The sequence below is a fragment of the Seonamhaeicola maritimus genome (assembly GCF_008056315.1).
GTDB lineage: Bacteria > Bacteroidota > Bacteroidia > Flavobacteriales > Flavobacteriaceae > Seonamhaeicola > Seonamhaeicola maritimus.
In genome coordinates this window covers 22,912-45,069 of sequence record NZ_VRKQ01000020.1, presented here as the reverse complement: position 1 = coordinate 45,069, position 22,158 = coordinate 22,912, and the positions used below count along the sequence as shown (strand labels likewise).

At 32.3% G+C, this 22,158-nt stretch carries 17 protein-coding genes; 16 read left to right on the top strand and 1 reads right to left on the bottom strand.

Annotation, left to right across the window (positions count from 1 at the left end; translation table 11 throughout):
• Positions 1–109: 109 nt before the first annotated feature.
• The 14 genes from FUA22_RS17265 to FUA22_RS17200 all read left to right on the top strand — a co-directional run bounded on the left by FUA22_RS17265 (position 110) and on the right by FUA22_RS17200 (position 15,523).
• On the top strand, positions 110–877 hold the full coding sequence (locus FUA22_RS17265) for a hypothetical protein (protein WP_147769849.1): 768 nt from the start codon (positions 110–112) through the stop codon (positions 875–877).
• Between the two features lie 203 nt (positions 878–1,080).
• Positions 1,081–2,103: an energy transducer TonB gene (locus FUA22_RS17260; protein WP_147769848.1), complete on the top strand. Its 1,023-nt coding sequence runs from the start codon at positions 1,081–1,083 to the stop codon at positions 2,101–2,103.
• Between the two features lie 414 nt (positions 2,104–2,517).
• Positions 2,518–3,180: an IS6 family transposase gene (locus tag FUA22_RS17255; RefSeq protein WP_147769847.1), complete on the top strand. Its 663-nt coding sequence runs from the start codon at positions 2,518–2,520 to the stop codon at positions 3,178–3,180.
• A 40-nt stretch (positions 3,181–3,220) separates the two neighbouring features.
• Positions 3,221–7,105 carry an RHS repeat protein gene (locus tag FUA22_RS17250; protein WP_194161872.1) on the top strand — a complete coding sequence of 1,295 codons (3,885 nt, stop codon included), beginning with the start codon at positions 3,221–3,223 and terminating at the stop codon, positions 7,103–7,105.
• A gap of 10 nt (positions 7,106–7,115) precedes the next feature.
• Positions 7,116–7,550 carry a DUF4126 domain-containing protein gene (locus tag FUA22_RS17245; RefSeq protein ID WP_147769846.1) on the top strand — a complete coding sequence of 145 codons (435 nt, stop codon included), beginning with the start codon at positions 7,116–7,118 and terminating at the stop codon, positions 7,548–7,550.
• Between the two features lie 402 nt (positions 7,551–7,952).
• A complete protein-coding gene (locus FUA22_RS17240; protein ID WP_147769845.1) occupies positions 7,953–8,645 on the top strand; it encodes an IS1 family transposase in 693 nt (230 codons plus the stop codon).
• A gap of 71 nt (positions 8,646–8,716) precedes the next feature.
• Entirely contained in the window at positions 8,717–10,642 is a 1,926-nt protein-coding gene (locus FUA22_RS17235; protein WP_147769844.1) for an agarase, read from the top strand.
• Positions 10,643–10,748: 106 nt separating this feature from the next.
• Positions 10,749–11,480, top strand: a complete 732-nt coding sequence (locus FUA22_RS17230) for a hypothetical protein (protein ID WP_147769843.1) — start codon at positions 10,749–10,751, stop codon at positions 11,478–11,480.
• Positions 11,481–11,483: 3 nt separating this feature from the next.
• Entirely contained in the window at positions 11,484–11,843 is a 360-nt protein-coding gene (locus FUA22_RS17225) for a hypothetical protein (RefSeq protein WP_147769842.1), read from the top strand.
• 2 nt (positions 11,844–11,845) lie between these two features.
• Positions 11,846–12,301 (top strand): hypothetical protein, encoded by a 456-nt coding sequence (locus FUA22_RS17220; protein WP_147769841.1) that lies wholly within the window; start codon positions 11,846–11,848, stop codon positions 12,299–12,301.
• Positions 12,298–13,614: a hypothetical protein gene (locus FUA22_RS17215; RefSeq protein ID WP_147769840.1), complete on the top strand. Its 1,317-nt coding sequence runs from the start codon at positions 12,298–12,300 to the stop codon at positions 13,612–13,614. Before FUA22_RS17220 ends, FUA22_RS17215 begins: the two co-directional genes overlap by 4 nt.
• On the top strand, positions 13,602–13,937 hold the full coding sequence (locus FUA22_RS17210) for a hypothetical protein (RefSeq protein ID WP_147769839.1): 336 nt from the start codon (positions 13,602–13,604) through the stop codon (positions 13,935–13,937). Before FUA22_RS17215 ends, FUA22_RS17210 begins: the two co-directional genes overlap by 13 nt.
• On the top strand, positions 13,924–14,406 hold the full coding sequence (locus FUA22_RS17205) for a PulJ/GspJ family protein (protein ID WP_147769838.1): 483 nt from the start codon (positions 13,924–13,926) through the stop codon (positions 14,404–14,406). Before FUA22_RS17210 ends, FUA22_RS17205 begins: the two co-directional genes overlap by 14 nt.
• On the top strand, positions 14,387–15,523 hold the full coding sequence (locus FUA22_RS17200) for a type II secretion system F family protein (protein WP_147769837.1): 1,137 nt from the start codon (positions 14,387–14,389) through the stop codon (positions 15,521–15,523). The genes FUA22_RS17205 and FUA22_RS17200 overlap by 20 nt, the downstream gene beginning before the upstream one ends.
• A 942-nt stretch (positions 15,524–16,465) precedes the next feature.
• On the opposite strand, the gene FUA22_RS17195 is transcribed toward FUA22_RS17200, so the two are convergent.
• Positions 16,466–18,082 carry a hypothetical protein gene (locus FUA22_RS17195; protein ID WP_147769836.1) on the bottom strand — a complete coding sequence of 539 codons (1,617 nt, stop codon included), beginning with the start codon at positions 18,080–18,082 and terminating at the stop codon, positions 16,466–16,468.
• Between the two features lie 109 nt (positions 18,083–18,191).
• On the opposite strand from FUA22_RS17195, the gene FUA22_RS17190 reads away from it, so the two are divergent.
• Both FUA22_RS17190 and FUA22_RS17185 read left to right on the top strand, forming a co-directional pair.
• Positions 18,192–20,414 carry a fibronectin type III domain-containing protein gene (locus FUA22_RS17190; protein WP_147769835.1) on the top strand — a complete coding sequence of 741 codons (2,223 nt, stop codon included), beginning with the start codon at positions 18,192–18,194 and terminating at the stop codon, positions 20,412–20,414.
• Between the two features lie 127 nt (positions 20,415–20,541).
• On the top strand, positions 20,542–22,137 hold the full coding sequence (locus tag FUA22_RS17185) for a Na/Pi cotransporter family protein (protein WP_147769834.1): 1,596 nt from the start codon (positions 20,542–20,544) through the stop codon (positions 22,135–22,137).
• The last annotated feature ends 21 nt before the right edge of the window (positions 22,138–22,158 follow it).

The window sequence follows — 22,158 nt, the reverse complement described above, 5'->3', positions numbered from 1 at the left end:
AGACCAAAGTTAGTTGCTCATTTGCTAGCTTCTGACTTTCCTTCGGAAAATCGCCGCACACAAACACGCAACTTTCCATATACCAACCGTTGGGCACAATTAAAACCGAATGAAAAGACTACTTACCTTATTTCTAACCTTCTTATTATTTGGTTGTACTAAAGAATTGAAAAAACCGAAAAACGGACTGACTAAAAGTATAAATGAAATAATTGAATATACGATTCAAATTCAGAAAGATTCTGTAGAAAATGAAATTCGAGACACCCTTTTAATAACTACGAAAAAGTATGGAAAGAATGACAATATTGTAAATCAAACTAGAAAAACATTGTTCGACAATCAACAAATGCAAATAGATTACATTTATAATTCATCCAATAGATTAAAGAAAGAAATAGTAAAAATGTCGACGGACAGTTTACCTTTAATAGTTAATTACATTTATAAAGACACACTTCTTTATCAATCAAGCTCAATCGTCAACTACATAAAGGAAAAATTTGAACAGGTAGAAACTCATTACTACAGAAATGACAACACTAAACAAAAGTCTATAATGACTCAAATTTATGTTGACACAGAATTCAAAGACACTATTAGAAATTCTCTAATCAAAACCTATTTCGACAAAGGTGAAAGAGTAGATAGCATTTTATCAATAAACCTAAATCGACAAGGACAAAATCGCAAGACGTTATATGAATATGACGGTAATAATGTTATCGGACTTAAGGAATTTAACCAAATGGATTCTTTAATATCGTCTAAAAGTTATGAATACAAAATGGACAAGTTTGACAACTGGATTGAAAAGAAAATTTTTGAAATCGGTCTTTTAAAAACAGAAATAATAAGAGAAATAAAGTATAAATAACTGTGCCCAACAAAGTATATAAAAAATTGCTATTTTTAGTTTAACCAAAGTCAGTTGCTCGTTTGTTAGCTTCCGATTTTCCTTCGGAAAATCCTCGCACACAAACACGCAACTTTTCATATACGTAACCGTTGTGTGTCATTGAGCTAAAACAGGTTTACTGAAAACTGAATAGAGTAGGCCGAATTTTAAAATCAACTAAAATGAAAAAATCACTGTTCTTATTAGCCTTTTTAATTTTTGCGTCTAAAGGTCATTCTCAAAAGCTGAAAACTTACTACATAAACTATAAGAATCAAAAAACGTCAAAATTAAACGCTAAATTTAAACGCACTGTTCAAAAGCAGAATGATATTTGGGTTGTTCAAGATTACTATTTAAATGATTCATTAAAAAGGACTAGCAATTTTAATGATAAAAATCTCACTCAAAAAACTGGTGTGTTTAAAAACTATTATCCAAATGGGAAGCTGTCATCTGTTCTTGAATTTAAAAACAACAAGAAACACGGTCCAGAGAAAGCTCATTATATAACAGGAAATATATCACGATTAGCACATTATAATATGGGTGAAGCTACAGGAAAATGGGTTTGGTATAATGAAGATGGTAGTGTCGAAAATGAATTAGATAATATTAATCCAAATATCCTTAATGATAATTATGCTCATGCCGAATTTCCTGGAGGTAAAAAGAAACTAATGGAATATATTAAAAAAGTTGATTACGACTTACGAAAAGGTAACATGGTATATAATGGTAAAACAATTACCACATTTCAAATTAATGAAGAAGGTAAAGTAACGAATGTTGACATCATTGTAAATGGCACTAAACAAATGGATTCGGCTATTATTAAGCATCTCTATAATATGCCCAAGTGGAAAGCGAATAAAAAGAGTGGTAAATATGTGACTTCAAATTATGTTGTACCCATAGCATTTGGTCAACAGAATAAAACCATGTTAAGTGACAAAGTTATTGGTGAGGCCTTCTATAATAGCAGTGTTAATGATTACAAAGAAGATAAATTTGATTTAGCAATTTTTAAACTTTTAAAGGCAATTAGCTATAATCATATGGAAGCGAAATATTATTTTTTATTGGGTCATAATTACTTTCAATTAAAAAAACAGGACTTTGCTTGTGAAAACTGGACTATTGCTAATAGTCTAGATGGTGGAATATTAAAAAAAGAGATTAAGGATTTATGTAATTTAAAATAATGATAAAAAACGCCACACAACATCGTGTATAATTAATTGCTTTGGTCGTTGCTTATTTTGAAAATTCATTTGGAATTTTCTATGCCAAGCATTTGTTTACTAAATTAGTTGCTAAATCACGCAACAAACCATACACAAACCGTTAGCCCCAATTTTGGGCTTCAAAACTCGATAATGATTTATATGTAAACTATCGGTTTTAAAATGATTCATGTATTATAAATTTATCTTAACCGAACGACTATGAGAACTCTAATGATTATGATTTTTGTTTGTTTCTCCCTTTTTGTCTATTCTCAAAAAGATATGCAGAAATATCTAATAGATACTAGAGAAATGGTTAAAGTCAAAAATTACGGTTCTGTCGCGTCTAAGTTAGTCAAAAATTAAATCTCATATATTCACTTTAAAAAGATGTTCAAAGGTCATTGTTTCCCAAAGTCAATTATTCTTCAAGCTGTGTATTTCAAATTTAGATTCGGATTAAGTTATAGAGATATTGAAGAATTGATGGCTATTAGAGGTGTTAAAGTAGACCATGCAACCATACAACGCTGGGTTTTTAAGTTTACACCTCTGTTAGAAAAAGAATTTAATAAAAGAAAGAAAGCTGTTGGCAAACGCTGGCGTATGGATGAAACCTACATCAAAGTTAAAGGTCAATGGCGTTATTTATATAGAGCAGTAGATAAACAAGGCAATACAGTTGATTTCTTGTTAACCAAGAGAAGACAACGCATGAGTGCTCAATCATTTTTAATCAAAGCTATTGGTAATAATGGGAAGCCCGAGCTTATCAATATTGATAAAAGTGGTGCTAACAAACACGCCATTAGAGTTTATAATAAACGTTCTTTCTCTAAGATCAAGATAAGGCAATGTAAATACTTAAATAACATTGTAGAACAAGACCATAGGTTTATAAAAAAGAGAATCTTAGATGGCTTGGGCTTTAAAGAATTTGAGTCAGCCAAAAGAACATTAACAGGCATAGAAATGGTACATATGATTAAGAAAGAACAGTTGGTTTCTAACAAAAAATCAATGTTCAAATCATTTTATTCTTTAGCTGCATAAATGATTAATCTAAAGGATTATTTTTTATTACTTTTAATAGATGCGACAGAACCCCGATAGTACCCTTTACAAATCGGTAGTTAAAGATGAAAACTGGACTGAGGCAAAAGGGAAACTCCAAACTACTGAAGAATTTAAGGATAAATTAGGCAGGGTTATTTTAAAACGAACCTATGCAGATGTTAATAGTGTAGAAACACCTCATGACACCTATTATGTGTATGACTATTATGGTAACCTAAGTTATGTGTTACCGCCTTTGGTTGATGTTTCAAATGGAGTAAGCAGTACTGAACTCTCAGAACTGTGTTACCAATACGTTTATGATAGCAAAAACCGATTGGTGGAAAAAAAGATACCTGGTAAAGGTTGGGAATATATAGTCTATAATAGATTAGATCAACCTGTATTGACCCAAGATGCCAATTTAAGGGCTCAAAGCAAATGGTTGTTTACAAAATATGATGTGTTTGGAAGAGTAGCTTATACAGGCCTCATTGACTACGGTGGTGCTCCTAGGCAATTTTTTCAAGGAGAGGCTTCTGCAGCTTATTATGACCAATATGAAGTAAAAACATCTGTTAATACGCTTGCCGGAACTCAAATATATTATTCTAACAATAGCTTTCCTGATACTTTGGAAGAAATATACAGCATCAATTATTACGATGATTATAGTTTCGATTTAGCCGGAGGTGCTTCTGAGGATGCCTATGGCATCACACCAACTACCAACACCAAAGGGTTGGCTACTGGTTCTAAAGTAAGAGTGTTAACAACCAATGACTGGATTACTACAGTTACCTATTATGATGAAAAGGCACGCCCTATTTACGTGTATAGCCAAAATGATTACCTAAATGCTACCGACAAAATAATGACTAAGCTCGATGACTTTTTAGGCACTGTTATCGAGAGCACAACGTTTCACGAGAGAACAGGGCACTCTGTCATTACAACTGTAGACGGCTATACCTATGACCATATGAACCGATTGCTTGCACATGAACAAGAAGTTAATGGTAGTAAAAAAGAACTTATTGTCAGAAATCATTATGATGAATTGGGGCAACTAGTTAAAAAACAAGTAGGTGCCGATGTGCCTATAACCAGTGAATATCAGAACCGTTATGGACTGGGGCTTATCGGTACTAAAATCTATAAGTACAATCCGGCAAGTATGAATGGTGGATTATCAACCTTCGAAAACTTTCCAGATAATGGCTATGTAAGCTTTAAAGCCACTTATAATTACTATGACCTCACAGCAGGACTTTCCTATTCAGACCCAGACTATTTAACTAATAGTATACAGTATGGTATCAACTTAATGAGCGATGGAACTGCACAAGCTATGGAACTTGGTATTCATCATGGACCTCCGGTATCATATGTTGCAGGAGATAGTTTTAGAGTAGAACGCAAAGACAATATCATCTATTACAGCAAAAATGGTGTAGTTTTTTATATATCAGGCACTACATCTAACGGTAACCCTATGATTGGGGATACTGCTTTTACTTCATATAATGGCTCCATAGAAAACTTTATCATTGTAAATACCAATGTGGCTTTACAAAATGTAGACTATGCCTATAATATAAGAGGGTGGTTAAAAGGCATCAATGAAGACGGTCTTCAGGATAATGACCTGTTTAACTTTGTTATAAATTATAACACCCCTAATTCAGGTACAGCTTTATATAATGGTAATATATCCCAAGTATCCTGGAATACACAGAGTGTAAATAATACCAGTAATCTGGTAAGCACAACGTATTCCTATAGCTATGATGCCCTTAATAGAATAATAAATGGAACAGACAATACAGGCAATTATAACCTTACCAATGTTAGTTATGACAAGAACGGTAACATTACCAACCTACAGCGTAAAGGGCATTTAACAGAGAACAATCCAACCAGCTTTGGGACTATGGATAATCTGAACTATTACTATAATGCCAATCAGCTGCATTCGGTTACAGATGTTTCTAATTACACCACAGGATTCAATGATGGTAATGCCTCCGATACGGTTTTTGATAATGGTAATGATGATTATGAATATGATGATAACGGCAATATGACCAAAGACAAAAACAAGGGTATCATAAGTATCACATACAACCATCTAAATTTACCTGTTGACGTTTCGATAAACGGTAACGGTAATGTGGGAACAATTTCATACATTTACGATGCCACCGGTGTAAAACTGGAAAAGAAGGTGACTGAAAACAGTACGGACACCTACACGCATTATGCCGGTAATTATGTTTATGACAGCAGTTCTTTGAAATTTTTTAACCACCCTGAGGGGTATATAGAACAAAACAGCGGTGGAAGTTATGATTACATCTATCAGTACAAGGACCATTTAGGGAATGTACGTTTAAGCTACAAGGGTGAGAACGATCTGGTATTCTATGATGATTTTGAATCTGCCAGCGGGTGGAATAGTAACGGAGCAATGTACGGTACATCCCTAAGTTATGGTAATGGACATACAAAATCTGGAAACTTTGCAGGTAAACTCAATAGCACTGCCACAGAGAATAAATATTCACACTGTGATAATTGGATAGATATAAGTAACAGTGTGGCTACTGACTACATGTTTTCTGGTTGGATTTATCTGGAGTCTACGGGTGGTTACGGTAATTCATGGGCACGCTTTGTAATGTTTATGAACGAGGAGACTGAGACTAATTATTACACGTTAGTGGAGCATTCTAATGCAAGCTACACAAAGAACCAATGGGTTTATGTGGAGAAAAGGGTCACTGTTCCAGCTAATATAGATAAGATTAATTTCAGGGTAGGGTTGTACAACAACAACAACAATAACAATAGCCCTAACGTTACAGCATGGTTTGACAACCTAAGCATACGTAAAGCAGACCCATCTCCGGATTTGGAAATTGTAGAAGAGAACAACTACTATCCTTTTGGTCTTAAACATAAAGGGTATAATACGAATGTCGCTAGCACTAATATTGCACAGAAATGGAAGTATAATGATACGGAATATGAGGAGGCTCTAGGAATGAACCTTTATGAGATGCCTCTACGTTCTTATGACCCAGCAATAGCAAGATGGACTACAATTGACCCAGTAACGCATTTTTCTAATTCAACCTATAATGCATTTGACAACAACCCAATTTATTGGGCTGACCCTAGTGGAGCGGATAGTTGGACATATGTCAGTAATGGCGTTTATAGAAATAATGATACAGGAGAAGAAACCAATGATTGGCAACGTGCAATTAGAGAAACACAAGCTCATTTTAGTTCAACTGGAACCGACCCAATATTTAAAAAAACTGAAAGAAAAGGAACTTATTATAATGAAAAGACTAATATGTATTTAACTTTCAATAATCCAAAAGAAATTAACAGCAATGAATATATTAAAGCCTCAGGAGAGATTTCAATAGGCCCTCAAACTAAGGATGGAGGTACTTTTCTTGGTTGGGGAACTAAATCAAATGTTGCATTTGCAGCAACTGTTGCTAGCATCGAAATACTTTCAACAATAGATGAGACAATAATTAACATATCAATAAATGATGATGCTGAAAGTTTGAAAGAAATGGTTGAATCCGCTACATTTACAGTTGATTTAAATAAGGGATATTTTGGCAGTTATTTCCAAAGAGATGTGGAAGGTAATAAGGAATATGGTTTTAATGTTGCTGCAATTTCCTTGCATGATGGAGACAATGGAGCTTCAGGTAGAATTAAAATTAAAGATGGGAATACTTCCTTTTTAGGTATCGGGGGAATAGATTTTTTAGGAGCTTCTTATAACATTGAGTTAATTTTTGAGAATTCGGGAAAAAGGAATTATTCTGTTAGGGGTAGGGTTAGGAGAAGCGATTTAGAGCATGCAAAAAAAGTAAAGGAAAGCAAAAAGTAATAATATTATTATGAGAGTTTTAAGTAAACTAATTGAAGTTGATTTGGGTAATATTGAGAGTTTTAAAGAAAACCTCAAAGAGAATAAATATTTAAAAGTTATAACACATGCAAACAACATTGTTGAAGTGTATCCTAAATATTTGTCTTCTTTCCCATTCTCTTCAAAAAGAAAATCAAGCCTAAATTATTATTATAAACTTGTGTTTAAAGATAAAAAGGTTAAAGTTGATTACGTTTTACAAAAGCAAATATATTATTCGTTAATTTTTGAATTAGTTTCAGTTGTTTTATTCTCCGTTTTACTAATATTTTATCCAAAATTGTTTGGGCTTCTAGTAATATTTATCTTGGCATTGATTTTCACAATATTTAATACTTTTATTTCTTTCTTCAAAGCTAAATCTTTCTTGAAAAATGAAGTTTTAAAAGGAAAATATATTTAGAAAACGCATAAATAATCCATTCCATATCACACACCCACACCCACGATATGGTAAGCACAATGAATATAACATAAAATAATGATATTCATGTAAGCTAAAAAAAAAGAAAACGAGTGTACTAAATAGTATGCTCGTTGGTAACGGTCTAATTTAGTTGGTAGCGATAATTATTGTTTTAACTAATTGATAATTAAATGAATAAATAAATCATAACAATAAAATGGGTATACATTATATATGCCCGTTTTTGTTTTAAGCTGTTAAACCCTTTAAAAATAGGTTGTTTAATAACCTGCCGGTATAAATTAGTGGGTAAAAAAATTAACAACCTTACACTAAGTAAGGGTAACCCATACTTTATTAGTTGTTATACCAGATACATTTGCAACTATTTTTATAGCTATGAATTGTAAGAAATGCCAAATACCGTGTATAAAAAATGGGTTTCAAAACAGTGGTAAACAACGTTATTATTGTAAGCTTTGTAAAACTAGTCAACAAGAGAGTTATACATATAAAGCCTATAACAAGCATATTGAAAAGCGCATTTATTTACTCGTTACCAATAGTTGTGGGATTAATGATATTTCCAGAATATTAAAAATTTCAAGGCATACAGTTAAAAGCAAGTTATTGCTTATGTCTGAAAGAATTAAAAAGCCTATTTTCAATGAATTTGCTCAGAAATATGAAATTGACGAAATATTTGCTAAAGTAACTGCTTTGCCCAATAACTGTTGGGTTACCTATGCTATAAATCGAGAAACTAAACAAGTTATAGATGTAAATATTGGTAAAAGAGGAGCTAAAGATCTTGATAAACTGGTAAACAGGATTTTACTGTTAAAACCTAAGAGGGTTTATACAGATAAATGGAAATCATATAAAACACTCATCCCAAATCATCTACACAGAATGGGAAAAACACTTACCAATAATATTGAACGTTATCACCTAAACTTAAGAACACATATAAAATGTTTAAGTAGAAAAACTATCTGTTATTGTAAGTCCGTTAAAACATTAACAGCTATAGTTAGTTTGTACTTTTGGGGGTATACGTTAAATTTTAAAACCTTACCAAAAGTAAGGTAAAGCCCTCTATTTAAAAAAACAATTGTAAATACCTTTAGACTTTAAGTTTTTAATCATCTAAACATTTTGGTATGTACAAATTAAGTGTATTATTTCTTCTTGTAGGCCTTGGTTTAAACGCACAAACACAAGTTGATGTTAATTTAAATGTTAAACATAGTGTGGGAGGAGTTTCAGAGTTTCAACGCTCTAAGTTTATAACCATTCACGCAGCAATAAATGAAGCAGAATGGGATGGTGATAATTTTGCAGACAACCTAAGGCAAGATTTCTTTGAAAAGCACAATGTTTTTATGGGTAGAAATACCGGCGGTATATCTTGGTATTTAAACAATATACAAGAAGATCCTAATAGAAAAGGGTATGCAGACCCCGCAGAAATTACATCTAGAGGTATTGAAGCCAAAAATTATTATTTAGAATGTAAATGGTTACATGAATTTAAGGATAGAAGTAATTTAATTATTGCACCGCAGTTTCAAGGTTTTTGGACAGGTAGAAGCCAACAACCTACTCAACAAGGATGGAAATTAGCTGGAGCAGATGCAGTAGGTGAATTTACGGGGCGTTTTGCTAATCAGTTTTATGGAGGATTGGGTCCAAATGAGATTAATTACATAGAGATAATAAACGAACCTGCCTATGAAACTCTAGGAGGGCCAAACAATTTTACGAGCACTATTGAGGACATTGCTAACTTTCATTCTGATGCCGCCAAAGCCATAAAAGCTTATGCTCCTAAGGTTAAGGTAGGAGGTTACACCGCAGCCTTTCCTAATTTAGATTTGGGTGATTTTAAACGTTGGGAAAACCGCTGGAAGATGTTTATAGATATGGTTGGGAATGATATGGATTTTTGGAGCCTGCATTTATACGATTTCCCATCGATTAGTAATGGTAAATCTATTTTAAGGTCTGGTAGTAATATTGAGGCTACATTAGATATGATAGACCATTATAGTCAATTATCCTTAGGAAAAGTTAAGCCCTATGTCATATCAGAATTTGGTTCTCAAATGCATGATTATATGAGCGAACAGTGGAGTTCATATAGAGATTGGTTACATATAAAGGCTTTAAACTCTCAGCTCATGGCTTTTCTTGAAAGGCCAAATACCATTGAAATGGCTATTCCTTTTATTGTTGCAAAAGCAGAATGGGGATATTGGGATAATATTCCATATAACCACAGATTATTGCGTAAAGAAAATGAACCAGAAAGTTATACGGGAAAATGGGTATATACAGATTTGATAAAGTTCTATGATTTATGGAAAAATGTTAAAGGAACTAGAGTGGATACTTATACAAATGACTTGGATGTTTTAGTAGACGCCTATGTAGATGAAAATAAGGCCTTTGTTATATTAAATAACCTGGAGGACCAAACAGTTGAAATAGATCTGAATTTATTTGCTCAAAGATTACCCAATATTATTAGCATTGAAAAAAGACACTTAACCTTAAAGGGTGAAAAAGTGTTTTTAGATGAAGAAACTCTAAAAGAGTCAATTCAAGACGTAAAATTAGGAGCTGAATCTACAATGATTATAGAATACACATTTAAAGAGGCTATTGCTATTGATAATAATTCAGATGAAACTAAATATTATGCAGATAATTATTACAAACCTATTCACCAAAACCAAAAACGTTATTTTAATATAAATCAAATAACTAAGGCAGGATTTGGGGAGGCTATACTTAGGCTTGGAGCTGGAAGAGAACATGGTAAATCATTGAAGCCTAGTATAACTATTAATGGAGTTAATATTGTAGTGCCTGATAATTGGAGAGGTTATGACCAAGCAGATCGTTCTAGTTTTTTCGGCGTTTTGGAAATACCAATACCATATCATTTAATCACTGAACAAAACAATATAATCGAAATAGAATTTCCTGATTCTGGCGGACATATAAGCAGTGTATGTTTGCAAGTATTTAATTTTAATTCACCTATAACAAGAACGGAAAATAGCAATATACAAGCTCAGTAATTTTATTAATTTTTTGTTGAGTAATAAAACCTTACCAAAAGTAAGGTAAACCCTTATCTCTGTGAATAAATAATAATATACATTTATTCATTAATATCATCGCAAAATGAAACCAGCCCTTATTTTATTATTCGGTTTTATGTTGTGTGTTTGTAGTTGCAAAACAATTAATATAGCTACTGCACAGACCAAAACTACCCAACAAGTTATTTTAGGCAGTATAAGTGCGGATAAAGAATTTATATTCCAAAAAGAAATTAACCATAGTGCTATACCAAGTTATAATGTCCCTATTAAATTAATGGTCACTCCTAAAATATTCACAAAGCAATCTTATAAGGCTTATGCCAAAGCACAAGGCTTACAGCCGTATAATATAAATGTGAAATATGTGGATTCTTTACCAGAAAAACCAAAATACATTCAATTACAAATAGCAGATAAAGTGACGCTTTTAAAAGCTTTAAACGGAGAGGAGAATAATGGTATAAAAGATTATATCTCTCACAATAAATATGCTAATGTTTTAACAAGTATTTCAATGGCCTTAAACAAACAAGACTTAGTTGGTGTTTTAAAGGCTGAATCTTTATTTTTGGTTGAAAACGGCTATAAAACTTATGCTTTACAATTGTATAATGATGGTAAAAAAGGAAGAACCATAGCATTTAATCAAGGTGTTGTATTTGAATATAAAGCGACAAATTGTTGTTGGCAAGAGAATAAAAAGCATGATATTGATATTGTAGATTTAGTTGGGGGGTATGCTAGTTGTCCTAACAATACATACCGTTCAGCAAGTAGAGCTAAAAAACAGATTAACCCATATAAATTATAGCTTATGAGGAATATACTTTGTTTAGTTGGTTTATTTGTTTGTGCTTTAAGTTGTGATGATATTACTGAAGTTGAAGATATCTCTAGTAGAAATGTAGAAATATTAGCTCCATCCAATGAAAGTGTTTTAGATACAACACTGGTTAATTTTACTTGGGAAAAAATTGAAGAGGCTACACACTACAAATTGCAAATAGCAACTCCAGATTTTGAAAATGCAATTCAAATAGCGGCAGATTCATCTTTAGCTGAAACTTCATTTACTAAAGCCTTAATTCCTGGAGATTATCAATGGCGAGTAAGAGCTGAAAACTCTGATTACCAAACAGAGTATACAACAAACGGTTTTACCATACAGGATTAAATATGAAAAACAAGACAAAGACATATGTGTTGCTGGCTGTGGTATTGGGTGTATGGGGAGTCATTGGGTTCAAAATATTTTCGTTTGTTAATCCAAAAACACCTGATGTTTCAAAAAATAATTCTGAAGTCGCCTTTACTCCAAAAGTTAATACAGAGTTGGATACCTTTTCAATTCAACCATCAAATCGAGACCCTTTTTTGGGAAATCTATATATCAAAAAGAAATCTATTGTTAAAAAGAATATAATACCTGAAGTGGTTTGGTTGCCAATAACCTATCATGGAAGTCTTAATAAGCAATCTGGAAAAAACAAGGTGTTTGTGGTTTCAATAAATAAAAAACAGTCTTTAATGAAATTGGGACAAGCTGTAGATGGTGTTAAACTCTTAAACGGAAATACAAATAAAATAATAGTGAGTTACAAGGGGAATAGAAAAACCATTCCAAAAACATGAAATTTAAAAGAGCAAACCGTTTTGGAATCATCTTTAAAAAATCAAATCTCGATTATCGAGTAAAAGCAGGAGCCTTACAGTTAACTATGTATATAGTGGTCGTCATTGCTTTAATGTTATCCGGCTTCATTCTATTTATCCAAACTCATAAAAGATTTGAAATTCAAACACAGTTTGTAAAAGAAACTATTATTAATTCAGAAAGAGGTATCGATTATGCCTTGATAAATCATTTAAGAACAAATGACACTATAACAGTAAACTTGAGTGACCAGGATTTTAAAACCCTAAAAGTTCATAAAGATTATTGGGGGCTTTTTGAAAAGGTAATATCTGTTTCAAAAATTAAATCAAATACTTTTAGAAAAATAGCTTTAGTTGGTGCATCACAACCAAAACAAGACCGTACAGCTTTATATGTAAAGGATGACAACAAACCTTTAGTTGTAGTAGGACAAACACATATTCAAGGGGTGTCTTACTTGCCAAAACAAGGCATTAGAACGGGTAATATTTCTGGGCATTCCTATTATGGTAATCAGCTTTTTTATGGAAAAGAAAGGAGTAGCAAACCAAATCTCCCCGAAATATCAAAAGAATTAAGAAATAACCTAAAACAACTTGAAAACATAGTAAAGAGTATGCATTCTGAACAGTTTGTTGATTTAAGCTCAAACCGAAAGCACCAAAACTCTTTTTATAATCCTTTACAAGTTATTTATAGCACCCAAGATATTTTATTGTCAGGCGTATCATTAACAGGTCATATTCTAGTGCAATCAGAAACAAAAATCATTGTTGATGCAAGTGCATCTTTAATGGATGTTATTCTTTTAGCTCCGGAGATAGAAATAAAATCACATTGCAAAGGAATGTTTCAAGCTTTAGCCAAAAAACAACTTATGGTTGGGGAGCATTGTGAGTTAAGCTATCCATCAGCTTTATACATAAATGATGAGACCAGTAATACCTCAAAAAGCAACGTTAAAGTTACCCCTTTTATTTCAGTGGGAAAGGGCTCCACAATAAAGGGGGTTGTTGCTTATATTGGAAACACTAAAAACTATAAACCTCAAATTTTTATTGATAGTGATGTCAATGTAATAGGTGAAATATATTGTGATAAGAATTTGGAGTTGTTGGGAACCGTTAAAGGGAGCGTATTCACGTCTAATTTTATTGCAAACCAATCAGGGTCTGCTTATCAGAATCATATTTATAATGCCGTGATAAATGTAGATGACTTACCTCTTGAATTTGTAGGCCTACTATTTCAGAACACCAAAAAAGGAGTGGCTAAATGGTTGTATTAAAAAAAATAAAGGCATCCACTTTAATGGAAACATTGGTGGCTTCGGTACTCATTGTAATCGTATTCATGATGGCGAGTATGGTTCTGAACAATATGTTCTCTAATACTGTTAAGAATGACATAAGTGACATTGAAACTTATATAAATGAACTGGAGTATTTATATAAAAATGAAAAACTAGTATTACCATATTATGGTGCATTTGAATCATGGCATATAACGATTCAAGCCTTCACAGGAAATGATGAAGATCTAATCATTTTTGAGGCAGTTAAAGGGCATACAAATCAGACTTATTCAAGACAATTCCATGTTGACCAATAATAAAGTTAAAGCCTTTACCTTGAGTGAAATGGTTGTAGTGTTAATCATAACAACTATTGTTATTGGGTTGGCTTTTTCTGTTTTGAATTTAGTGCAAAAACACATGATGGGTATCCATCAGAATTTCAACAACAAAACAGAATTTCAAAAATTGGAGCAAGTTTTATGTCTAGATTTTAACCGATACCCAAACATTACGTTTGATGCATTTGAAGATAAATTGATATTTAAATCTGAATTAAGTTCTATAACTTATTGTTTCATGGGAGAAAATGTTATTAAAGAATCAGATACTTTCAATATTCAAGTCAGAGATAAACAATTATTTTTTGATGGGAATAAAACAGATAACGGAAATATTGATGCACTAAAGCTTGTTACTTCTAAAGAGAATAGAAACAGAGCATTGTTTGTATTTAAAACCAATGATGCAACCCAATTTGTAAATTATGGCATTTCAATTAGATAATATAGTCAAGCAAGAACAGGTTCTCAAGAAAAGTGCAGAGGAAAAAGTGTCTTTTTTACAAAAAGAAGTTACTTTGTTTAATAAAGCTTTTAACAATAAAGTAAAAGAAGATTTTTATACCGAATTGGGTGTGTTATTAAAAGCTGGAATAACTTTAAAAGACGCTCTGGAATTACTTGAAAAATCTCAAAAGAAAAAACAAAACAAAGACATTTTAAATAACATATTGCAGGCTGTAGTTAAGGGAGAAAGCTTGTCGGAAGTTCTAAAAAGCAAGAAACAATTTACAGATTATGAATACTTTTCTATTAAAATAGGAGAAGAAACGGGAACCCTATTCAAGGTTGCAGAACAACTGGGAGATTTTTTTACAAGAAAAAACGAACAACGTAGAAATTTAATCAGTGCGCTTACTTATCCCATTATTATATTAAGTACGGCAATTTTGGTAGTAGCATTTATGTTAAGGTATGTGGTGCCAATGTTTCAGGACATTTTTAAACAACAAAATGTCACTTTACCTAGTATCACAAAAATTATCATAAACCTTTCTGAACTTATGCAAAACTATGGGTTGTTGATATGCTTTTTATTATTAATACCAATAGTTTCAAAATCCCTTCTCAAAAAAAACAAACGTTTTAAACAGCTAAAAGATAAGTTCATTCTAAAACTACCATTCATTGGTAATTTTGTAAAAGCTATTTATCTATCTCAATTCACCCAAGCAGTTGCTTTGTTAACGGCTTCAAAAGTACCTGTTGTAAATAGCATACAATTGGTTAAGCAAATGATTAATTTTTATCCCTTGCAACACGCTTTAGAAATAGTAGAACAACATATTTTAAAAGGAAGTTCTTTAAGTTCAAGCTTAAGTAAACATAGGCTATTTGATGATAAAATGATTGCTCTGGTAAAAGTGGCCGAAGAAACCAACCAAACTGAATTTATTTTTGATAGATTGAATCAACAATATAATACCCAAGTACAACAACAATCCAAAATGCTGTCTACTATTATGGAGCCATTAATTATTCTGATAGTGGGAGTTTTTGTTGGAGTTATTCTTATAGCTATGTACTTGCCGATGTTTAAGCTTAGTAGTGTGATGGGATAGTATGAATTTGTCCGTTGTTTTTAAATTATTTTACGTAATTTGGTTTAAATTATTAATAACAAAAGTGAACATAAAACGGAACACGTTTTAGAACACGATTTTCAAAAATAACAGCTGGGAAGCCAGTGTTTGTGTTTATAAAAATGCAAGCACAGAGCTCATAACCCAAAGGTCACTGATTAAAGACTTTAAGTAGTGCTAAACCAGAGTATTTCTCAAAAGCTACTTTTTTATTAATGAAAAATTTTGTCTAGACTTTGAAACCATTCCAATATTTGGTTCGATAATAGGTCAATGTGGTGTACAAAGAAAACCCGTATTATATTTGTTAGTCAGAGAGTTACGGATTTCTTGTTTTTATATTTGTATGATTTATGTACGATTGAATGAGTTTTTGTATTATTCTTAAAGAAGAATTGCTAATGAAAAACCCTAGGAACCTTAGCATTTTATTATAAACTGGTTCTATTGTTTCTAAATACAAAGAAGCTCAACTATAGCAAGTTAAGGCTTTATTTTTCTCTCTCTTGGATTAGAATCAATGGTTCTCTGATCATGAGTAAGGTGCTCTAACTAATTAAGCTTAGGAGGTATGTGTATTTAACCAAGTTCCTGAGGTCGTCAGTGCAAATAATGTGTGAAAATTAACCCGATTAAACAAAATAATATAATCTTATCTTACTAGTAAAAAATTAAATATTTTATTATTTATGTATCTGTACAACCCTATTGTTTTGATTTTTACTTTAAAAGATGCAAAAAACCTCTTTTCTTATAATACCAAAGGTTTTTATGAAAAATAAATTTCTTGTACTATTCTTCGGAAAGTAGGTGGAAAATTTTGAATAAAAATTTTAAAAACCAGTAATTCTCACTAAACTGACCGTTGCTTTCTCTGATTCATTAATACTTTTTTAGAATATTCCTGTTTTGCTATTTCCTCTAGAGTAATTTTTCACGAACAAAGCGAATGCTATAACCAACTCTTTTAGATATCTCTTCAAGTGACTTCCCGTCTTCATACATCTCATTTGCAATGTTCTTTTTTACACTCTTTAACAAAGATAGAGCAATAGTGTTTTCCTTTTTCAATAATCGATTCAATTGTGTAATTGAAGTGTCATAATAATCAGCAATATCCTGAACTGAAAGAATAGACTTTTTCTTTCTAACCAACTCAACAACTGACTTAACATCAATAGTACTTGACTGCATTTCTAACTGTTTACTTCTTGTGGTTTTAATTCCAAAATATATGGCCCCAGAAATGAAAATTAGTATTACTAATACTAGATAAAATATATTAAATTCTTTTTGGATTTTGTAGTCTTCTACCTTAATAGATTCCGTTTCCATAAACTTTTTTAAATTCAATGATTTTATAGTATACAAACCAAAAACTGAACCTGCATATAAAAACTTGTCATCTACAGTAAGAGCCATCCTATTAAACTCTACATTCTCAATAATAGGTAAAAAAACACCTTCTCTATATGCTGTTAGGCCGTCATTATTCGTGAAAATAAAGTCATCATTGTAAAAGACAACTTGAATTACACTTATACCTTCAAATATAGATTCCAAGAAGCCTTTTTCTAAATTTAATTGAAATAAACCATTATCTGTACCTAAAAAAAGTTTATTCTCTTTTTGAGCTAAATCATTAATTGAAGATATAGAATTTATTTTAGTCATTTTCTTCTCTCCTGGTTCAAAAACAAAAAGACCTTTGTCTAAAGAGGACAAAAATAGTTTTCCGTCAAAAATTTCATAATCGGTAAAAAAAGCATCACTATAGTATTCAGTTACAACCCGCTTTTCAAGATCTATTTGTCCAAATGTATTTTCAAATAAACCATAAATTTTATCTTCATATATAAATAGCTTTCTAAATTTTGGCTCTTCTCTTGTATCGATCCATCTTTCAAATTTTTCTTCAATTTCGTTGTAGCGTAATAAGTGATCTTGACATAAATAATAGTGAGAATTTATTTTGCTTAATTCTCCACTTGAGTAATTAACGGAACCTAACTTATTTGTGTTAAAACGAGACGCAATACTGTCCATAAAAATCCCTTCATAAGTAGAGATTATTCTTAAGCCTGGTTCTATATAAACATGGCGTATAGATACTCCAGGGTGAAAAACCTCTACGTAGGGATTGATTTTATATTCTAATATGATTCCATTATAGCATAAGTAAAAAACATCACCAATTGTCACGCTTGTTACGTCATACTTGGATCTACCTGGCAAAAGTCTAGATCCAATTGCTTTAAGGTCTACAAAATCTGTTTTAGATAGATACTCTGTGTGATTTATTATAAGTTCATCTTGCCCTTGTGCAATCGAACTATATTTAAGTTTCCCTTTAGCAAATGGTATAAATCCATTATCCCATTTATATATACTGTCACCAATTCTAGCAAACAAATAATTATTATCAGTAGATATATTTGATACACGTCCATTTGTAGTCAAGGAACGTACAAAAATGGTGTCTTGTGCAGAACTTTTAAAACATAGAAAAAGGAATGTAATAAACAATACATGCTTCATATTATACAAAATGTTTAAAAATAAACTATTAAAGTATGAAATTAAACATAATTAAATAAACAGAAAAGACAATGTTTGAGTTTATTTTGTCTTGAAAATTGTATAATTCATGAATAAAATTATTCACATACTTTTTTTTGGGTTTTTGTTTAACATGAACGCTCAAACAACTTACACGGTTACTTCTACATCCATAACAGGTCCAGGTTCCTTTACGGAAGCCATTAGTTTAGCGAATGCTAACGCTGGAGCTGATATTATTGAATTTACTCCCGGCTTGCAAGTAGATGCGAGTGTTGCATCAGTAACACCTTCAACCAGTATTATGGCGCATATAACTGAATCTGTACTTATAGATGGTAAAGATGGCTCCCTTAACGGAATACAAATGTGGATAGATGTTTCAGGACAAATTAACTCATTAAGCTTTTGCCCCGGAGAAGATCCGAATGGTAATACCATTCAATCTGCCTACATGCCAGGATTTGTTGAAATTGGCACACCCGGACAAGACAATTCCGGTATCGATGTAAGCATTAAAAACCTGACCATAAAGCAATTCAATCAGGTAGCAGTAATAAATGAGAATGCATCACTGGAATTTGAAAATTTCACGGCTCTGGAAACATGGGCTACTTTTGAATGTCTAAATGACCAGATGATTATTGGTCGGGATGGTGTGTCATTAACCATTAAGGATTCTGAATTTATGGATGCTGTAAACTGGGCTGATCCTGGAATTCTTGCTGCCGCGATTTCAGTTGGTCCTGATGGTGGTGATTTGACTATAGAAGGATCCGTGTTTAAAAATCTTTATGATGATGATAATGTTGCCATTTGGTGGCGAGGTAAAACGGGCTCTGAAGTAAATATTGTTAGCTCCAGGTTTCAACGATCAGGAGGTATATTTAACGATGGAGAAAGTGAAGCTAATATTGTGAACACGATTTGGACCAATTACTACATATTGGAACCTGAAATAGGTGATCTCTTTGTAAATCAATCAAGTGGCGACATGAATCTTATTGCCTCATCATTTGTCTTTAATTCTAATGAATGTGATGGTATCTGCCAGACTTACCAAGGGTTTGATAACCTTTTTGAGATTGCCGGATCAGGGAATATAAACTTTATCCAGTCGGCAGTTGGATTCAATTGGGATCCTACAGGGACAGTCGCACTTAACACCCTTGGTATTAATGGAGGATCCGGAGTATTTACTGCAGATATATATACCTGGATTCAAGCTACTTCACAGCAGGATGATGCTGCTCTGAAAACAATTACCGGTCAATCAGCATTGTTGACAAATTTATTTGGATTTAACAGGGAGGTAATCGCTTCAACTCTGGATTGGGATGTAGAAATGGCAACACCCGCCTTTCCGGGTGAACTAATTGATGTGATCCCTACAGGTAATCCGCTGATTAACCCCAACGATAATTCAACCATTACTTTGGATGTAGCAGGAAATCCCAGGGAAGATGCCAATGGTGAACGAGATATCGGTGCCCTGCAGCTGGGCCTTGCACCATTTCTAGCCGTAAGTAACAGTGGTGATGAATTAGTTGCATTGAGTTGGAACGAACCTCTACACCACGATGGTCAAACGATAATTAGATATGAGCTAGTATATGACCAAACTGGTGGATCTAATCCAACAACTGTAAGTGTAGATGCATCATCAACAGGACATACAGTAGGCGGACTGACAAATGGAGCAGAATATGAATTTAAGATTAGAGCCATATATGATGGTGAAATAGAAGGCCCATTTAGTAATACAGTAACTGAAACTCCTTACGGCCCTATTGATACTCCCACTGTGTCTGCTGTACCGACTGATGGTGAGGTAACCCTTTCCTGGAATTTGCCGGATTTAGGCGGAAATCAGTTCTCTGCATATGTTCTCAAGTGGCGCATTGGCTCAGGTAACTTTATAGGTGCCATTGGCTTCACTGATATTAATACTCTAAGCTATACAGTTACGGGGCTGACTAATGGTACAGAATACGAATTCTCGATATCAATATCTACTTTTGGTGGTGTTGGTCCAGCTAGTATTATTAACGCCACTCCTACTGAAACACTTTCAACTGGAGTTGTTGATATTCATGAATTAATCTCCTATTATCCAAATCCGGTTAATGATGCACTAAATATTGTGACAAATGAGAAATTTAGAATTAGAATATTCTCATCAATTGGAAGTCTGTTAATAGAAACCAAAAATGAAAAGACCATCAATTTCTCTCATCTTAAAAACGGATTTTATTTTATACAAATTGAAGTCGGTGGGAAAATACTGACTGATAAGTTGATAAAACGTTAACTAAAAAATAAATATTAGCTTAAATAAAAGAAAAATATTAACCAAAACTTTAAAGTATTATGAAGAAAATTGAAGCGATAATTCGTAAATCAAAATTCAAACATAATTTTTATATTTAAAATAGAGCATGATTACAATTGCAATAGCATCATTTATAGCAGGTCTAGGCCTTTTTTTCTTTGGGTTACAAACTTTAACCGATCACTTAAAATTATTAACAAACAAAAAGGTTCGAGAATTAATTAAAAAGCTAACAAAAACAGTTGTTCAAGGTGTCCTTTTAGGAGGGCTAATCACAATGATTACACAGTCAATGTCTGCGCTTGTTTTCACTCTTATAGGCATGATGCGTGCAGGAGCAATAAAAGTAAAACAGGCATTACCTCTTATTATGGGGGGTAATATGCTAGGTGGTGTTATTTTATACATTGTAGCAATTAATATTCAAGTTGGTGTTTTATTAATTTTAGGCATATCGGCAATTATGTATACTTCTGGTGTATCTAAGAATTTAAAAAACTATGTTGGAATGTTTTTGGGCCTAGCTTTATTATTTTTTGGGCTTAATACTATGCAGTCTGGGGTTTCACCTTTAGTTGATTTACCTTGGATGCAAGATGTATTAAAGAGCTCCCAAGGAATATACATGCTTGTTTTCTTAGCCTCTATTATATTAACGATTGTAGTACAATCTTCTCTTGCAACAATTATTATTGGAATGGCTTTAACTCAAAGTGGATTGTTAACTTTTAATGATGCTATGATGGTTGTTTATGGAGGTAATGTAGGTTCATCAGCTCTAACGTTTATACTATCAACTAAAATAAAAGGACAAAGTAAGCAAATTGCAATGTTTCAGGGTAATTATAACTTTTTTGGAGCTCTTTTAGTCATACCTTTATTTTATTTAGAATTATATGCCGACGTTCCTCTCTTAAAAGCTTTAACATTTAGTATAACTAATGATTTAGCAACCCAGATTGCTATAATAAATACTTTGTTTAACTTTTTGCCTGGTTTAATTTTGATATTCTTTTTACCTCTTATTTCTAAAATATTAAATAAATTTTGGCCAGAGAGTTTCGAAGAAAAAATTGCAGCTCCTAAGTATATATACGATAAGATTGGTGAAGATACAGAATCAGCATTAAATCTTATAGTGTTGGAACAAACTAGGCTCATTGATATTTCTAAAGCTACTTATTCTTTACTTAGAGAAGAAAAAACAAAAAATAGTATAACTTCCTATGTAGAAGGTTATGAATCATTAAATAAAATTATTATTGAAGTAATTAATGAGTTGTCAGCTTCTAAAAAAATGAATGGGTCACAGTACGAAGTATTAAACCAAATTATGAATAATCAAGAAAATATTGATAACCTCTTTTATAATATTGTTAGCTTGTCAGAGGACTTTGGTCGACTGAAAAGTACTGAACAAGGATTAAGGTTTACTAATGCTGCAATTGAAGGCATAGAGGCTATTCTTCTAACATTAGAAGACGTTGTAAAAAATAAAGATGAGGAAGACGCTACTCTTCTATGGGGAATGACATCTGACAATGGACATGGAATTGAATCTGTAAGGAAAGCTTATTTATCACAAGAGAAGGATTTAAGTCCTGAAGATAAAAAGAACTTACTTTCGTCTATGAATAGATGCGAGAGGATAATTTTAACATTTGGAGAAATTGGTAATGGTTTTATGAAATTAAGTAACTAATCTTTATTTAAAAACATTTCG

Bases quoted from the DNA above. Each gene is read 5' to 3' on its own strand.
- FUA22_RS17265 (WP_147769849.1), top strand. From the start codon at position 110: ATGAAAAGACTACTTACCTTATTTCTAACCTTCTTATTATTTGGTTGT.
- FUA22_RS17260 (WP_147769848.1), top strand. From the start codon at position 1,081: ATGAAAAAATCACTGTTCTTATTAGCCTTTTTAATTTTTGCGTCTAAA.
- FUA22_RS17255 (WP_147769847.1), top strand. From the start codon at position 2,518: ATGTTCAAAGGTCATTGTTTCCCAAAGTCAATTATTCTTCAAGCTGTG.
- FUA22_RS17250 (WP_194161872.1), top strand. From the start codon at position 3,221: ATGCGACAGAACCCCGATAGTACCCTTTACAAATCGGTAGTTAAAGAT.
- FUA22_RS17245 (WP_147769846.1), top strand. From the start codon at position 7,116: ATGAGAGTTTTAAGTAAACTAATTGAAGTTGATTTGGGTAATATTGAG.
- FUA22_RS17240 (WP_147769845.1), top strand. From the start codon at position 7,953: ATGAATTGTAAGAAATGCCAAATACCGTGTATAAAAAATGGGTTTCAA.
- FUA22_RS17235 (WP_147769844.1), top strand. From the start codon at position 8,717: ATGTACAAATTAAGTGTATTATTTCTTCTTGTAGGCCTTGGTTTAAAC.
- FUA22_RS17230 (WP_147769843.1), top strand. From the start codon at position 10,749: ATGAAACCAGCCCTTATTTTATTATTCGGTTTTATGTTGTGTGTTTGT.
- FUA22_RS17225 (WP_147769842.1), top strand. From the start codon at position 11,484: ATGAGGAATATACTTTGTTTAGTTGGTTTATTTGTTTGTGCTTTAAGT.
- FUA22_RS17220 (WP_147769841.1), top strand. From the start codon at position 11,846: ATGAAAAACAAGACAAAGACATATGTGTTGCTGGCTGTGGTATTGGGT.
- FUA22_RS17215 (WP_147769840.1), top strand. From the start codon at position 12,298: ATGAAATTTAAAAGAGCAAACCGTTTTGGAATCATCTTTAAAAAATCA.
- FUA22_RS17210 (WP_147769839.1), top strand. From the start codon at position 13,602: ATGGTTGTATTAAAAAAAATAAAGGCATCCACTTTAATGGAAACATTG.
- FUA22_RS17205 (WP_147769838.1), top strand. From the start codon at position 13,924: ATGTTGACCAATAATAAAGTTAAAGCCTTTACCTTGAGTGAAATGGTT.
- FUA22_RS17200 (WP_147769837.1), top strand. From the start codon at position 14,387: ATGGCATTTCAATTAGATAATATAGTCAAGCAAGAACAGGTTCTCAAG.
- FUA22_RS17195 (WP_147769836.1), bottom strand. From the start codon at position 18,082: ATGAAGCATGTATTGTTTATTACATTCCTTTTTCTATGTTTTAAAAGT.
- FUA22_RS17190 (WP_147769835.1), top strand. From the start codon at position 18,192: ATGAATAAAATTATTCACATACTTTTTTTTGGGTTTTTGTTTAACATG.
- FUA22_RS17185 (WP_147769834.1), top strand. From the start codon at position 20,542: ATGATTACAATTGCAATAGCATCATTTATAGCAGGTCTAGGCCTTTTT.